Source organism: Geobacillus thermopakistaniensis (genome assembly GCF_000498995.1).
Taxonomy (GTDB): domain Bacteria; phylum Bacillota; class Bacilli; order Bacillales; family Anoxybacillaceae; genus Geobacillus; species Geobacillus thermoleovorans.
The window spans coordinates 24,865-37,185 of the sequence record NZ_AYSF01000050.1; the positions used below are offsets into that span (position 1 = coordinate 24,865).

A 12,321-nucleotide genomic window follows, 5' to 3' on the forward strand; every position below is an offset into this window, starting at 1 on the left:
GATGGCGCAAAAGCCATCCGTTTTTTGGGAATGCAGCTGTTATGGACGGGTGCCAAGACCCGCTCCGGATCCGTTTTTTAACGGCGGGGAGACAGGCGGCGTTCCGCTGTTTGCACCTGTTCCGCCGTTCGTTCCGTTCGTTTGGCCGCTGTTGTTCGTTCCTTGGTTGTTTGTTCCATCCGTTTGGCCATTGTTTTGGTTGGCCCCGCCGCTGTTGCCATTTTCTTGTCCGCCGCTTGCGCCGCCGTTTTGTTCATTGTTGTTTCCCTGACCGTTTTCGTTTCCGTTATTCCCGCTGTTGCCTTGATCGGTGCCGCCGTTTTGCCCGCCGCTGCCTTGGCTGTCATCCCCCGGTTGTTGTGGCGCGGGAGTTTGATCTTCTCCGCCGGGGACATGAACGCTGGCTATGGCCGGTTTGCTCATTCGTTCGCCGTCTTTTGCGTACACGGCGATTGTGTACGTCCATCCTGGCGTCGGATTGGAAATCGTGATCGAACGGTCTTTTGTGGTGATCGTATTCGTTTGACCTTGGCCATCTTTGACGCGCACCTCGAAGATCGTCTCATCGGTTTGCTCATCGTATGACCATGAAACCGAGATGGCGTTCGCCGCTTGGTCGTACACAGCGGTCAACCCTTTCACCGCCGGCAGTTCTTCCGGCGCGTCGTTCGCCGTCTCCGTCGGCTCAGTGCCGCGCACGAACAATTCATACGTAATTTCGCTTGCCGGCGTGTATTTGCCGGCAAGTTTCGGCGGATTTGTGCCTTTTTTGATCGGCAGTCTGACGACGCTCTCCGGCTGCTTGAAGCTTCCGCTGCCGTCATCGATATGGGACATTAAGTTTTTCAACAAGTATTTCGGGATTTTTTGTTCCTCTATACTAAGCTTTGCCGTGCTGCTTCGCTTGCTGAAGCCGACCCAAATGGCCGCCGTATAGTTTGGCGTATAGCCGACAATCCAGCTGTCCGGCACATCGTCTCTTTGGAGGCCAAATTTGGCGCCGTCTTCGCCGTAGTTTGTCGTTCCTGTTTTGCCCGCGAGCTCAAGCCCTGGGACATTAGCCAACACGCCGGTTCCGGAGCGGATGACCGTTTTCAGCACATCGGTGATCATATAAGCGGTATAGTCGTGCATCACCCGTTTCGGCTTTGGCTGCAAATCCATTTCCGTGCCGTCTGGGAAGACGATTTTCGTCACGGCATACGGCTTTGTGTAAATCCCGTTGTTGCCAAAGGCGGTGTAGGCCCCGGCCATTTGCAACGGTGACACATAGTTGGATACCCCCCCGATCGCATATGGCTCATATACTTCACTAAAGCCCATCCCAAGACGATTGGCAAACTCCATCGCCCGTTCTTTGCCGACGGCTTGGAACGTTTTTAACGCCGGGATGTTGCGTGATTTTGCCAGTGCCGTCCGCAAGGTGATCGGCCCCATATATCCCCCGCCGGCGTTGCGGATCGGCGTGCCGTCCGAATACGTATACGGCTCGTCAACAAGAATGTGCGCTGTTGACCATTTTAAATATTCGATCGCTGGACCGTAATCCAAAATCGGTTTGATCGTCGAACCGGGCTGGCCGACCGGTTTGATGGCGTAGTTGAAGCCAAATTCGACGTGGTCGCGGTGGCGACCGCCGCCTAACGCGCGAATGGCGCCTGTTTTTGTGTCGACGACGGCGATGCCGGATTGCAAATCCTTCTTATTGGTAAAGTATTTGTCAGAGTTTAATAGCTTTTCTACGTATGTTTGAACGTCTTGGTCGAGCGTTGTATAAATTTTCAGCCCATCTTCAAAGACGTTGACGTTCGCTTTGTCGGTCACTTCTTTGATCACTTCGTCAATGAAGGCGTCATACGGCACGGAGCTTTGCGATTTTTTCCGCTCAGCGAGCATCGACTGGATCGGCACTTGTTTCGCTTTTTCCGCTTCTTCCTGGCTGATAAAGCCATGTTTCGCCATGAGCGACAATACGGTATCGCGCCGTTTTTTCGCCGCCTCTGGATGGTCATACGGATTATACCGGTTTGGACTTTGCGGCATGCCGGCGAGCAAGGCCGCTTCCGGAAGAGTGAGCTTTTTCAAGTCTGTCTTGCCAAAATAATATTCGGCGGCGCGAGCGACGCCATAAATGCCGTCTGAATAATAAATTTTGTTCAAATACATTTCCAAAATTTCATGCTTCGAATATTTTTGTTCAAGCTGCAGCGCGAGCCATGCCTCTTGCGCTTTTCGCTTCAACGTTTTTTCTGACGACAAAAACGTCATTTTGACGACTTGCTGGGTGATCGTGCTGCCGCCTTCTGCACCAAATCCTTCCTTGATGTTGGCGAGGACGGCGCCAGCCAAGCGGACGACATCGATGCCGTGATGTTCATAAAAGCGGGCGTCTTCCGTGGCCAGCACGGCATCTTCAAGCACTTTGGGCACGTCTTTATACGAAATGTACGTCCGCTTGTAGCCGCCAAGTTCGGCGACTTTCTTCCCATTCATATCGTACACGACGGAAGAGAGCGGGTCTTTAATTTTCGCCTCATCAAGCGGGGGAGCGTCCTTGACGAAGTAGGCGAACGCCGCCACGCCGCCGACAGCGGCGATCACGATGATGAACAATATCGCAATGGCGACTGTTTTCAGCCACGCGATCCCTTTTTTCGTTTTCGCTTTCTTCTGTTTCGTTTGTTTTGCTGCCTGCTTTCGTTCTACGCGAGAACGATATTCACCAGACATAAGCAAATCCTGCCTTTCTTACAAGTTTTCACTTCAACGGGTGAAGTACACGTTGTCTACTACACTAATATAATCAATTCTCGGCTGGTAGCCAAGCGGAATGGAATGTCCATGCCGTTCGATCTCTTGTTTCGGAATTGACTTTCGTCCGCCGGCTTCCTGTTTGTTCCACCAAGCGATCAAATGAGAGGCGTCAAGCAAATACGTTTCATTGAGCAAAGAAAAACGCAAAATCGCAAAACAAATGCCGCCGTGGGCGACGACTTGCTCCATATGGCGGATTTGATGAGCGTGGAAATTTTTCAGCGGAAACGCCGTTTTGTTTTTTGTCTCTTTCGCCTCAAAGTCGATGTACTTGCCGCGGTACACACCGTTGTAGTCGGTCGTCGACGCTTGCCGGAAGTAGGCTTCGGTAATGACGGCGGCGCTCCGTTTCGGATAGTCGACGCGCACGATTTGCACCGGGGTCGGCTTTTTATGGATGACAGCGATGCCGCGTTCCCGGTAATATTCATTCGTCGCGTTTAAGTCGTCTTCGAGCGTCATGCCGCGATTGGCATAATCGGCCGCCGGCCGGCGCGCGGCGTTCGGCTTGTTTCCGCGATACTCTTTTCCGCTCGGGTATTTGAGTGCCATCGCGTTCATCTCCTTTGAATGGTTTTTATTATACCATACGCTCCGGTCATATGCGCTCTTTTTCTTTTCCTCCTTTCGACTGAAGGCAAGCGAAGGAGGTCAATGTCGAATGGCGGCTGCTTGCCACTTTCTTTGCCGAATTCGTTCTACTTTTGTCGCCGCAGCAGGAGTCGTCCTTCCCGCCGCGAATGGAATATCATCATGCGAGAAATGGGGGAGAGGGAATGGAAAAACGGCTCGTGAAAAAAGAGGAGATCGAAAAGCAGCTGCAGGAAATTGTTGCACTCATCGAGCAGGTCGATGCGAAAATGGAAAAAGTGATCGCCGATGTCATCGAAGAGCGTTATACGCAAAATCAAGCACAGCTCGGGCGGCTTGAAGGGCAGATCGCCGGCGTGGAACAGCGGCTTGAGAAGGAGAAGCAGCGTGCTGCACTTCCGCTTTCGTCGAAACTGTATTTGGTGTGAGCCGGTCGGTATGGTATCATCAAACAGAAGCGCATCGCGGCAAAACGCATCCGTTCTCCGGGCCATGGGGCACATGGGCAAACCGGATTTGCCGGCATGGATAAGGAGGAGGCGCCATGGAAAAAGAGCTTAAGGCGTTGACGAAGCGGCTGCAACAATACAACGAACAGTTGCTTTTGATCGCCCGGCGCGCCCGCGAGCGGAACGAGGAGCCGGATTTTTTTGGCGACGTGAAACCGATGGCCGAAGAGGTGCAGGCCGTTGCCGAACGGTGGAAGGACGCCGCTTCCCGCTGGGTCCGCCATGCGCGGCCGAAATATGTCCATGAGCGGCAAATTGAAGCCGCCGCCGACCATATGGCGAAGCTGTGCGTTGAGGCATTTTATCCATCCGTTCCTGAGCGCCGCATCAAGCAATACAGCCAGGCCGTCGCTTATACGCTGGCGCTTGTCAAGGAACGGCTTGACGACACGAGCGAAGCAGGCAAGGAGAGGCTTTGACGGGGCAGGAGAAAGCGGCCGCACGGAAAAAGGGCTGACCCAAAACGCGAGTGCGTTTTGGATCAGCCCCCTTTTTTGTTTTATGTGTCTTTGCCTGTTGTGATCGAGACAGGGCCGCCTTCTGCAGTAGCGACGGTGTTGATCTCGTATTCGACCCGCTCCGTATGCTTGGGCGGCGCTGGTTTTCCATGTTTCGGCTTTTCATGGTCATGGCCTTTCAATTTATGGTTAAAGTGGACGCCTCGACCCATCGCCAATCCCCCCTTGCACGACAATTCCTCTTGCCTCTTTAGGGTGGGAAGAAACATCGTTTTTTATGCGTCTTGAGGAACAGGGGCAAAAAAAAGAAGGGAAAAGCTCCCTCATCGTCCTACAGCCCAGCGTATTCCCCTGCTTCATCCGGCTGAGAGGCGCCGGCTTTTTCGAGCTCACGCACGAGATCACGGTACTCGGCGAGCGAAATTTCCCCGCGCAAATACAGACGGCGGGCAAAATCAAGCAGTTCGTTCGCCTCAGCCGGTTCGCAATGTTTGACCGCCATAAACTTATGCTTTAACTCCGTCACGTTCATTGATGCTTTTCCCCCTTCCCCCTTTTTTACATCGTACCATGAAAATAGGAAGAAAGAATGATTTCGGAAAATTAAAACTTCCGACAAGAGATGACATGTCCGTACACGCCATCGGGCGCCGTCACATATACTAGTGGCAGCCCACCTCTTCGGCCTGGAAGGTTGGTGGCTCATCAGCATGAATGTTGTTCGTTTGCGTGCGAAACAGCGCACGGCCGCATCTTGCCTGTACGAGCCGCTTTCTAGGCAAGGGGGAATGGACACCAACAATGGGGGAGAAGGAATATGCATCGTTACTCGCGCCCGGTTTTACCACCGCCCACGTATGGTCCCTATGGCTTAGGCAGCCATTATCATCCTTACTTCCACTATGGAGGTTCATCTTTTCCATCGGCGCCGGGGCACTGGCCCTTTTTTCCGTCCACCCATGCCGCCCCGCCTCCCCATCCGGCGTCATACCCAAAGCCGGGGCCGCTTTTGCCGCCGCCGCGCCCGTCGTTTCTCGCCCAGTTTAAAAACAGCGACGGAACGTACGATATCAACAAAATGATGAGTACCGTGGGGCAAATGATCAATACGGTCAATCAAGTGAATGGCGTGTTGAAAGGATTGCTCGGTACGTTTAAAAAATGAAACCGCGTCATGGCGCGACGGTCGAGCGCGCTTGAAAAAGGGAAACCGCTCCGCCGTTTGCACGGGGAGCGGTTTTCACGTTGTCAAATGAGCAACTCANAACGTACGATATCAACAAAATGATGAGTACCGTGGGGCAAATGATCAATACGGTCAATCAAGTGAATGGCGTGTTGAAAGGATTGCTCGGTACGTTTAAAAAATGAAACCGCGTCATGGCGCGACGGTCGAGCGCGCTTGAAAAAGGGAAACCGCTCCGCCGTTTGCACGGGGAGCGGTTTTCACGTTGTCAAATGAGCAACTCATACACTTCATTGAGCTGATACACGCGCTCATAATCGCGCTCATCCATCGCATAGCGGATTTCATGGGGCAAAATGCGGTCCAAAAAGGCGCTTTCTTCTTGCGTCAAGTCGCGGACAAATTCCCCTTCGCCTCGGTATGGTTTGCTGATCAGTTTTTTGTAAATGCGTTTTGGGGTGTCGCCGTGGTGATCCAAATAGTTGGACAGCACTTCGCGCAAGTAAGCGAGTGTTTGTTCCATCATCGTCCGCCCCCTTCAAAAAAAGAGACAAACTCTTTGCTTGTGTTTGTGCGGCCTTGGACGTACGGATTTTCTTCCGTCACGCGGTCCGGGTCGAGGTTTGTTTTGATGACAAGCATCGGCTCATCCGACGGCTCGTTGATCAGTCGGTCGTTCAATTGTTTGAAATCGGGCAGTTTCGCCATTCGTTTTGCACCTCCTATCAGTAGCGTAGCTTGTCAGCCGAGAAAGTATGTATGCACATCGTGTTGGCCGCAGCAAGGCAAGCGAATGGCAAACAATAAGGGGGTGATGGCGGTGACAGACCACAACGACAACTGGAAGCGGAAAAACAAATACACGAACAACCGTGAGGAAATCGCCAACGAATGGGTGATCAAAAAAGGAACGCCGGAAGAGGGCGAACGTTCCGGAAATTCACCCCATAAACAATAGAAGCTGGATAAGAAACAAGCCGCTCCCCATGAAGGGAACGGCTTGTTTCACGTCCAAGCGCGGCGCTGGCCGCTGCCAAAATGGTTTTTGAACGCACACACAGGCTGGATCGTCTTCAATCGATATCGATATATTTCCGTTTTTGCGGCAGCTGGATGGTGAGCGTCCCATTTTGAAACGAGGCTTTCACCTCATGCTCAGCGACCGGATACGGAAACGGAATCAGCCTCGCCACGCGCCGCCGTGCGTGGCGGCGTTCGTATACATGGCCGTGATGATCTGCCGATTCAATCGTTTCATTGTGATCGACGATCAGCTGCAGCCCATCTTCCTGCCATTGCAAGCTGATTTGTTCCCTTTTGATGTCAGGCAGCCGGACAATGATTTGGTAATCGTGCTTCGTCTCTTTCACCTCGATCGGAATGTACGCTGCAGCAAACGTTTGTGCGAAATAGTCATCGAGCGTTTCAAACAGTTTTTGCAGCGGCCGTTCATCAAACCATTGATTCATCATTTTCCGCAAATGATGGAACGGGTGATGGCCTCCCCCATTGGCTGGTGGTTGAAACGATTCATTCATTGCGCTCTCCTCCTTTTTTCAAAACAGCGAAATGGTTCTGTCGGGACGCTGCCGATTGGCAAAGCGATTCACTGTCAATGTATGTACAGAGCGCAAAAAAAGCTACTTCATACTTTTTTAGAGAGTTTTCATCTTGTTTTAACCCGGATGGAATATAATGACACCACCATCCATGAGATGCACATCAATAACGCTGTCGGTTGCCCGGCGGCGGGAGGAGGGATGGCGCGATGCATTGGGTTCATTGGCTGGTGACATTGTTTTTTTCGGGAACAGCCGTGTCGCTTCTTTCTTATCAAGTGTTTGAAATCGTTCAAGCCATTGTTGATTGGATCGTTGACCGCCATTCATAAACAGCTGCCTGCGCCGCTTTTTGCCGATTCATTTTTGAGGGCGTCCCTAACAGGCGCCCCATTCCTTTTTTGACTGCTGGCTGCCCGTTGGCGGTGAACGATTTGTTGTGTATAGTTAAAGATGTATAAAGGTGGAAGCAGCAACAGCCGCAAGAGAGGAGGAGCAACTGATGAACGGACGTATTTTATTGATTGAAGATGAAGCCGGGCTCGCCCGGTTTTTGGAGCTTGATTTAAAGCACGAAGGCTTTGACGTGCATGTATGCGCCGATGGACGCGAAGGGCTCGAGCTCGCTCTTTCGGAGCAGTGGGATCTCATTTTGCTTGATGTGATGCTGCCGCGTTTAAATGGCATGGAAGTATGCCGCCGCATCCGGGCGGCGAAATCGACGCCGATCATCATGATCACAGCGCGCGACAGCGTGTTTGACCGCGTCATGGGGCTCGATAACGGGGCCGATGACTACATCGTCAAACCGTTTGCCATTGAAGAGCTGCTCGCCCGCATCCGCGCCTTGTTCCGCCGCGTTCATCCGGAAGCGAACGCCCAAGTGTTGACGTTTAAAGATTTAGTCGTTGACGTGCAGGCGCGCACAGTGAAAAAAGGAGACGAATTTATTGAGCTGACGAAGCGCGAATACGATTTGCTCGTCGCCTTTATGCAAAACATCAATGTTGTCTTGACGCGTGATGCGCTCCTTGACAAAGTGTGGGGGTTCGACGCCGAGGTTGAGACGAACGTCGTTGACGTCTACGTTCGCTATTTGCGGCAAAAGCTTGACGAACACGATAAAGAGCGGTATATCCAAACGGTGCGCGGCACGGGATATGTGATGCGGCCATGAAGAGGGAGGCGATTCGCCGGCTTTCGCTGAAAGGGAAGCTGACCGTTTTGTCGGCCGGGGCGATTTTCATTACGTATTTTGTGTTTACGTTTTTGCAATATCATATGGTCAAACAATGGCTGCTGAAGGAAGAAGAAAAAACGATGGAACAAACGGTGGCGGAAATTGAAACATATTACGCGGAAAAACGTAATCTATCATGGGAAGGGATTCGCCGCAGCCGCGCGTTTTTGGAAAAGCTGAATGAACGCTACCAGCTCATTCGCGTTACGGATGAGAAAGGAAACGTCATCGTCTCCGTTTCAAATGGGGCGGCGGTGTCGCTATCGCCAAGCGAGATGCCCGACAAGCGGAAGATGGATGAGCATTTCATCAACAATGAGCGATTTTTGCTGCTCCGTCAGCCGCTTCATATCGGCAACTTGCATGGAACGATCGAGATCGCCCGTCGGCTGGCGAGGTTCCAGCAAGTGACCAACACACTCTTTCTCATCATGACGGCGATCGGCTTTTTGGCCATGGCGGCAAGCGCTGTCGCCGGCCGGTTCGTGGCGCAAAGCTTCGTCCGGCCGTTGCAAACGCTGGCCAAAACGATGGCGGACATTCAAAACAACGGGCTGAAACGGCGCATTGATGTGCCTCCGGCGCGCGATGAAATCGCGGAACTGATGGTGATGTTCAACGGCATGATGGATGAAATTGAGCGGTCGTTCGCCATGCAGCGGCAATTTGTCGAGGATGCGTCCCATGAACTGCGCACGCCGCTCGCCATTTTGCAAGGCCATCTTTCGTTGCTGCAGCGATGGGGAAAGCACAATCCAGAGATTTTAGAAGAATCGCTCGAGGCGGCGGTGAAAGAAGCGGAGCGGCTGAAGCGGCTCGTTCTCGAGCTCCTTGACTTGTCGCGCGCCGAGGCGATCACGGTGCCGGATGAGGTCGCGCCGATGGATGCCGCGGCGGCTGTCGGACAAGTCGTCAAAAATTTCCGCGTCTTGCACCCGGACTTCCAATTTCTGATTGACCAGCCGGATAAGCCGATTGCGCGCGCGGCGATGGCGAAGCATCATTTTGAACAATTGCTGTTCATTTTGCTTGACAATGCGGTAAAATATTCTCAGCGAGTGAAACAAATCGCGATTTCCTTGCGCGAGGAAGGGCCGTTTGTCATCGTGTCCATCCGTGATTATGGCATTGGCATCCCAAAAGAGGAGCTGAAAAACGTCTTTTTGCGCTTTTACCGCGTCGACAAGGCGCGCAGCCGCGAACAAGGCGGCGCCGGGCTCGGCCTTTCGATTGCCAAGGAGATCATCGATAAGTACGGCGGGCAAATTGCGTTGGAAAGCGAAGTTGGGAAAGGAACGACGGTGGAGCTCGCCATTCCGAAAGCGGAATAGGAGAGGAGCGTGAGGCAATGGGACATCCCCATGAGGAAGAGGCGGCAAGCAAAAAAGTGATTCATCACCTCGTTGAAAAATTCCGCAAGCGCGGGGTGAAAATCGCGACATGCAAACCGCGGACGATGATGTCACTGTCATGCTTAGATGAGATCGACAAAATGAGAGGATGAATCGAAGAAAAGAAAATGGAAGCGAAACAGCGCATCATTCCGGCCATTAAAACGATGAAGCAATTTGACGCCTTTTTGTCAAGCGGTTACACGGTCGGCGTGTTGCTTGAGGTGCATATTGCCCAGTTAAAAAGCATCTTTGCCTATGCGCGCCGGCATGGCAAGGAGTTGATCATTCACGTCGACTTGGTGCAAGGGCTGAGTCATGATGAACATGCGGCGGAATACCTTTGCCAAGAGTTCCGCCCTCATGGCCTCATTTCCACGAAAGCGGGCGTCATTATGAAGGCGCGTCAAAAACGCGTCTTGGCCGTGCAACGCATCTTTTTGCTCGATTCCCACGCTTTAGAGAAAAGCTACCAGCTGATCGCCAAAACGAATCCGGATTGCATTGAAGTCATCCCGGGCGCCATGCCGCACATCATCCGCGAAGTGAAAGAACGGACCGGAAAACCGATTTACGCCGGTGGGCTCATCCGCACGGTCGATGATGTCGAGCGGGCGCTTGCAGCTGGGGCGGCGGCGGTGACCACGTCAAACGAAACATTATGGCGCCACTACAATGGATAATGCGTTGAGCTGGTCAAATCGGCCGCAGTCTGCTACAATAAAGGTAACAAGTTAATCATCAGTCAGGAGACAGGGAGAGACCATGCATGCATGGTAGGCGAAAGGCTTATCGTGTTTGCAATGGTCTCTTTTTGTCTTTTTCAAAGGAGGAATCACGCATGGCGTTCTCAAGCAAACATCGGAGCGATGTTCTTCAAGCGATGAGCGAAAAACAATATGATCTTCTGATCATCGGTGGAGGGATCACCGGCTCTGGCATCGCCCTGGATGCCGTCTCGCGCGGCATGACGGTCGCGCTTGTCGAGATGCAAGATTTTGCCGCCGGCACGTCAAGTCGGTCGACGAAGCTCGTTCACGGCGGCTTGCGCTACTTGAAGCAGTTCGAGGTGAAGCTTGTCGCGGAAGTCGGGCGCGAACGGGCGATTGTGTATGAAAACGGCCCGCACGTCACCACACCGGAGTGGATGCTGCTGCCCATTTACCGCGGCGGGACGTTCGGCAAATGGAGCACGTCGGTCGGCCTTTGGCTGTATGACCGGCTGGCTGGCGTCAAGCCAAGCGAGCGGCGCACGATGCTTGATGCCCGGCAGACGTTGGAAAAAGAGCCGCTCTTAAAGCGCGACGGCCTGATCGGCGGCGGCTATTACGTCGAGTATCGGACCGACGACGCCCGCCTGACGATCGAAGTGATCAAAAAAGCGGTCGAGCTTGGCGCCGACGCCGTCAACTACGTAAAAGCCGAACAGTTTTTGTACGACGAGCGCGGCCGCGCGATCGGCGCCCGCTGCCGCGACCTGATCGGCGGACGAGTGTATGACATCCGCGCCAAAAAAGTCGTCAATGCCGCCGGACCGTGGGTTGATGCGCTGCGCGACAAAGACGGATCGAAAACCGGCAAGCGGCTTCGGCTGACAAAAGGCGTCCATATCGTCATCGATCAAAAGCGTTTTCCGCTCAAGCAGGCAGTCTATTTTGACACCCCGGACGGCCGGATGGTGTTTGCCATTCCGCGGGATGGGAAAACGTATGTCGGCACGACCGATACATTTTATGACGATGATCCCGCTCATCCGGCCATGACCGAAGAAGACCGTGATTACTTATTGCAGGCGATTCACTACATGTTCCCGTCCGTCGGCGTCACTGCCGACGATGTCGAGTCGAGCTGGGCTGGCGTCCGTCCGCTCATTTATGAAGAAGGGAAAAACCCGTCGGAAATTTCCCGCAAAGACGAGATTTGGACATCGCCATCCGGCCTCATTACGATCGCCGGCGGCAAGCTGACCGGCTACCGGAAAATGGCCGAGACCGTCGTCGACCTCGTCGCTAAGCAGCTCGAAAAAGAAGAGCGGAAAACGTTCCGTCCATGCCAGACGAAACAATTGCCGATCTCCGGCGGCGATGTCGGCGGCTCGCACCGCCTCCCTGCCTTCATCGCCGAAAAAGCGGACGAAGCGGTGCGCTATGGATTGACGAAAGAAGCGGGAGCGCGGCTGGCGAGACAATACGGCACAAATGTCGACCAGCTGTTTGCTTTAAGCCAGCAATACGACCGTTCGTCTGGCTTAACGCGCGAAACGTTCATCCGCCTCGTCTACGCCATGGAGGAAGAAATGGCGGCCAAACCGGTCGACTACTTCATCCGCCGCACCGGAGCGCTGTTATTTGACATCGATTCTGTCCGGCGGGAGAAAGAGGCGGTTGTTGCGTTTATGGCGCGGTATTTGGGGTGGACGGGGGAAGAGCGGGACGTGTATGAGAAAGAACTCGACAAGGAACTGCGACGAGCGGTGTTGGCAGAGGAAGGAGCGAAGTGAACCAATGATCATGAAGGAAATGATGAGCGCCTGAATCCAGGCGCTTTTTTGATGGATCTTTTCGTAAAAATTA

At 53.2% G+C, this 12,321-nt stretch carries 17 protein-coding genes and 1 pseudogene; 11 read left to right on the top strand and 7 right to left on the bottom strand.

Annotation, left to right across the window (positions count from 1 at the left end; genetic code table 11):
* Positions 1–39: 39 nt before the first annotated feature.
* Together T260_RS129060 and recU are read right to left on the bottom strand one after the other, a co-directional pair.
* Positions 40–2,730, bottom strand: coding sequence for a penicillin-binding protein 1A (locus T260_RS129060; RefSeq protein WP_023634026.1), 2,691 nt, complete (start codon positions 2,728–2,730; stop codon positions 40–42).
* Positions 2,731–2,763: 33 nt separating this feature from the next.
* Complete coding sequence (gene recU / locus T260_RS129055) at positions 2,764–3,366, bottom strand: Holliday junction resolvase RecU (RefSeq protein WP_011231652.1); 603 nt, start codon at positions 3,364–3,366, stop codon at positions 2,764–2,766.
* Between the two features lie 224 nt (positions 3,367–3,590).
* Between recU and T260_RS129050 the strand changes: the two genes are divergently transcribed.
* The gene (locus T260_RS129050; RefSeq protein ID WP_014196179.1) at positions 3,591–3,833 is read left to right on the top strand and encodes a hypothetical protein; all 243 of its coding nucleotides are present in this window, start codon (positions 3,591–3,593) and stop codon (positions 3,831–3,833) included.
* Positions 3,834–3,949: 116 nt separating this feature from the next.
* Positions 3,950–4,333 carry a YppE family protein gene (locus T260_RS129045; protein WP_013144929.1) on the top strand — a complete coding sequence of 128 codons (384 nt, stop codon included), beginning with the start codon at positions 3,950–3,952 and terminating at the stop codon, positions 4,331–4,333.
* An 80-nt stretch (positions 4,334–4,413) separates the two neighbouring features.
* Here the strand turns inward: T260_RS129045 and T260_RS1000000139960 are convergent, their stop codons facing one another.
* Complete coding sequence (locus T260_RS1000000139960; RefSeq protein WP_013144930.1) at positions 4,414–4,584, bottom strand: hypothetical protein; 171 nt, start codon at positions 4,582–4,584, stop codon at positions 4,414–4,416.
* A 119-nt stretch (positions 4,585–4,703) separates the two neighbouring features.
* Positions 4,704–4,904, bottom strand: coding sequence for a YppF family protein (locus T260_RS129040; protein ID WP_011231648.1), 201 nt, complete (start codon positions 4,902–4,904; stop codon positions 4,704–4,706).
* Positions 4,905–5,189: 285 nt separating this feature from the next.
* Here T260_RS129040 and T260_RS129035 point away from each other — a divergent pair, with 285 nt between their 5' ends.
* Complete coding sequence (locus T260_RS129035) at positions 5,190–5,537, top strand: YppG family protein (RefSeq protein ID WP_011231647.1); 348 nt, start codon at positions 5,190–5,192, stop codon at positions 5,535–5,537.
* Between the two features lie 101 nt (positions 5,538–5,638).
* Positions 5,639–5,743 (top strand): annotated as a pseudogene (locus tag T260_RS1000000138845) (YppG family protein); the annotation flags it as partial.
* Between the two features lie 83 nt (positions 5,744–5,826).
* Here T260_RS1000000138845 and T260_RS129030 read toward each other — a convergent pair.
* Both T260_RS129030 and T260_RS129025 read right to left on the bottom strand, forming a co-directional pair.
* Positions 5,827–6,081, bottom strand: coding sequence for a sigma-G-dependent sporulation-specific acid-soluble spore protein CsgA (locus T260_RS129030; RefSeq protein WP_011231646.1), 255 nt, complete (start codon positions 6,079–6,081; stop codon positions 5,827–5,829).
* Positions 6,081–6,266 (bottom strand): hypothetical protein, encoded by a 186-nt coding sequence (locus T260_RS129025; protein ID WP_011231645.1) that lies wholly within the window; start codon positions 6,264–6,266, stop codon positions 6,081–6,083. Before T260_RS129025 ends, T260_RS129030 begins: the two co-directional genes overlap by 1 nt.
* Before the next feature lie 112 nt (positions 6,267–6,378).
* Between T260_RS129025 and T260_RS1000000139965 the strand changes: the two genes are divergently transcribed.
* Complete coding sequence (locus tag T260_RS1000000139965) at positions 6,379–6,516, top strand: hypothetical protein (protein ID WP_162467483.1); 138 nt, start codon at positions 6,379–6,381, stop codon at positions 6,514–6,516.
* 115 nt (positions 6,517–6,631) lie between these two features.
* On the opposite strand, the gene T260_RS129020 is transcribed toward T260_RS1000000139965, so the two are convergent.
* Positions 6,632–7,096: an Hsp20/alpha crystallin family protein gene (locus T260_RS129020; protein WP_011231644.1), complete on the bottom strand. Its 465-nt coding sequence runs from the start codon at positions 7,094–7,096 to the stop codon at positions 6,632–6,634.
* 230 nt (positions 7,097–7,326) lie between these two features.
* Between T260_RS129020 and T260_RS1000000140510 the strand changes: the two genes are divergently transcribed.
* From T260_RS1000000140510 to T260_RS129000, 6 genes are all read left to right on the top strand, one after another.
* Entirely contained in the window at positions 7,327–7,449 is a 123-nt protein-coding gene (locus T260_RS1000000140510) for a hypothetical protein (protein ID WP_011231643.1), read from the top strand.
* A gap of 170 nt (positions 7,450–7,619) precedes the next feature.
* Positions 7,620–8,294, top strand: coding sequence for a response regulator transcription factor (locus T260_RS129015; RefSeq protein WP_011231642.1), 675 nt, complete (start codon positions 7,620–7,622; stop codon positions 8,292–8,294).
* The gene (locus T260_RS129010; protein ID WP_011231641.1) at positions 8,291–9,688 is read left to right on the top strand and encodes a HAMP domain-containing sensor histidine kinase; all 1,398 of its coding nucleotides are present in this window, start codon (positions 8,291–8,293) and stop codon (positions 9,686–9,688) included. Before T260_RS129015 ends, T260_RS129010 begins: the two co-directional genes overlap by 4 nt.
* Positions 9,689–9,705: 17 nt before the next feature.
* Entirely contained in the window at positions 9,706–9,861 is a 156-nt protein-coding gene (locus T260_RS1000000139970; protein ID WP_011231640.1) for a hypothetical protein, read from the top strand.
* A gap of 15 nt (positions 9,862–9,876) precedes the next feature.
* Complete coding sequence (locus T260_RS129005; RefSeq protein WP_013144936.1) at positions 9,877–10,431, top strand: glycerol-3-phosphate responsive antiterminator; 555 nt, start codon at positions 9,877–9,879, stop codon at positions 10,429–10,431.
* Positions 10,432–10,589: 158 nt separating this feature from the next.
* Entirely contained in the window at positions 10,590–12,248 is a 1,659-nt protein-coding gene (locus T260_RS129000; RefSeq protein WP_023634029.1) for a glycerol-3-phosphate dehydrogenase/oxidase, read from the top strand.
* Positions 12,249–12,321: the final 73 nt, after the last annotated feature.

Excerpts from the sequence above, each read along its gene's own strand:
- T260_RS129060 (WP_023634026.1), bottom strand. The coding sequence starts at position 2,730 with ATGTCTGGTGAATATCGTTCTCGCGTAGAACGAAAGCAGGCAGCAAAA.
- recU (WP_011231652.1), bottom strand. The coding sequence starts at position 3,366 with ATGGCACTCAAATACCCGAGCGGAAAAGAGTATCGCGGAAACAAGCCG.
- T260_RS129050 (WP_014196179.1), top strand. The coding sequence starts at position 3,591 with ATGGAAAAACGGCTCGTGAAAAAAGAGGAGATCGAAAAGCAGCTGCAG.
- T260_RS129045 (WP_013144929.1), top strand. The coding sequence starts at position 3,950 with ATGGAAAAAGAGCTTAAGGCGTTGACGAAGCGGCTGCAACAATACAAC.
- T260_RS1000000139960 (WP_013144930.1), bottom strand. The coding sequence starts at position 4,584 with ATGGGTCGAGGCGTCCACTTTAACCATAAATTGAAAGGCCATGACCAT.
- T260_RS129040 (WP_011231648.1), bottom strand. The coding sequence starts at position 4,904 with ATGAACGTGACGGAGTTAAAGCATAAGTTTATGGCGGTCAAACATTGC.
- T260_RS129035 (WP_011231647.1), top strand. The coding sequence starts at position 5,190 with ATGCATCGTTACTCGCGCCCGGTTTTACCACCGCCCACGTATGGTCCC.
- T260_RS129030 (WP_011231646.1), bottom strand. The coding sequence starts at position 6,081 with ATGGAACAAACACTCGCTTACTTGCGCGAAGTGCTGTCCAACTATTTG.
- T260_RS129025 (WP_011231645.1), bottom strand. The coding sequence starts at position 6,266 with ATGGCGAAACTGCCCGATTTCAAACAATTGAACGACCGACTGATCAAC.
- T260_RS129020 (WP_011231644.1), bottom strand. The coding sequence starts at position 7,096 with ATGAATGAATCGTTTCAACCACCAGCCAATGGGGGAGGCCATCACCCG.
- T260_RS1000000140510 (WP_011231643.1), top strand. The coding sequence starts at position 7,327 with ATGCATTGGGTTCATTGGCTGGTGACATTGTTTTTTTCGGGAACAGCC.
- T260_RS129015 (WP_011231642.1), top strand. The coding sequence starts at position 7,620 with ATGAACGGACGTATTTTATTGATTGAAGATGAAGCCGGGCTCGCCCGG.
- T260_RS129010 (WP_011231641.1), top strand. The coding sequence starts at position 8,291 with ATGAAGAGGGAGGCGATTCGCCGGCTTTCGCTGAAAGGGAAGCTGACC.
- T260_RS1000000139970 (WP_011231640.1), top strand. The coding sequence starts at position 9,706 with ATGGGACATCCCCATGAGGAAGAGGCGGCAAGCAAAAAAGTGATTCAT.
- T260_RS129005 (WP_013144936.1), top strand. The coding sequence starts at position 9,877 with ATGGAAGCGAAACAGCGCATCATTCCGGCCATTAAAACGATGAAGCAA.
- T260_RS129000 (WP_023634029.1), top strand. The coding sequence starts at position 10,590 with ATGGCGTTCTCAAGCAAACATCGGAGCGATGTTCTTCAAGCGATGAGC.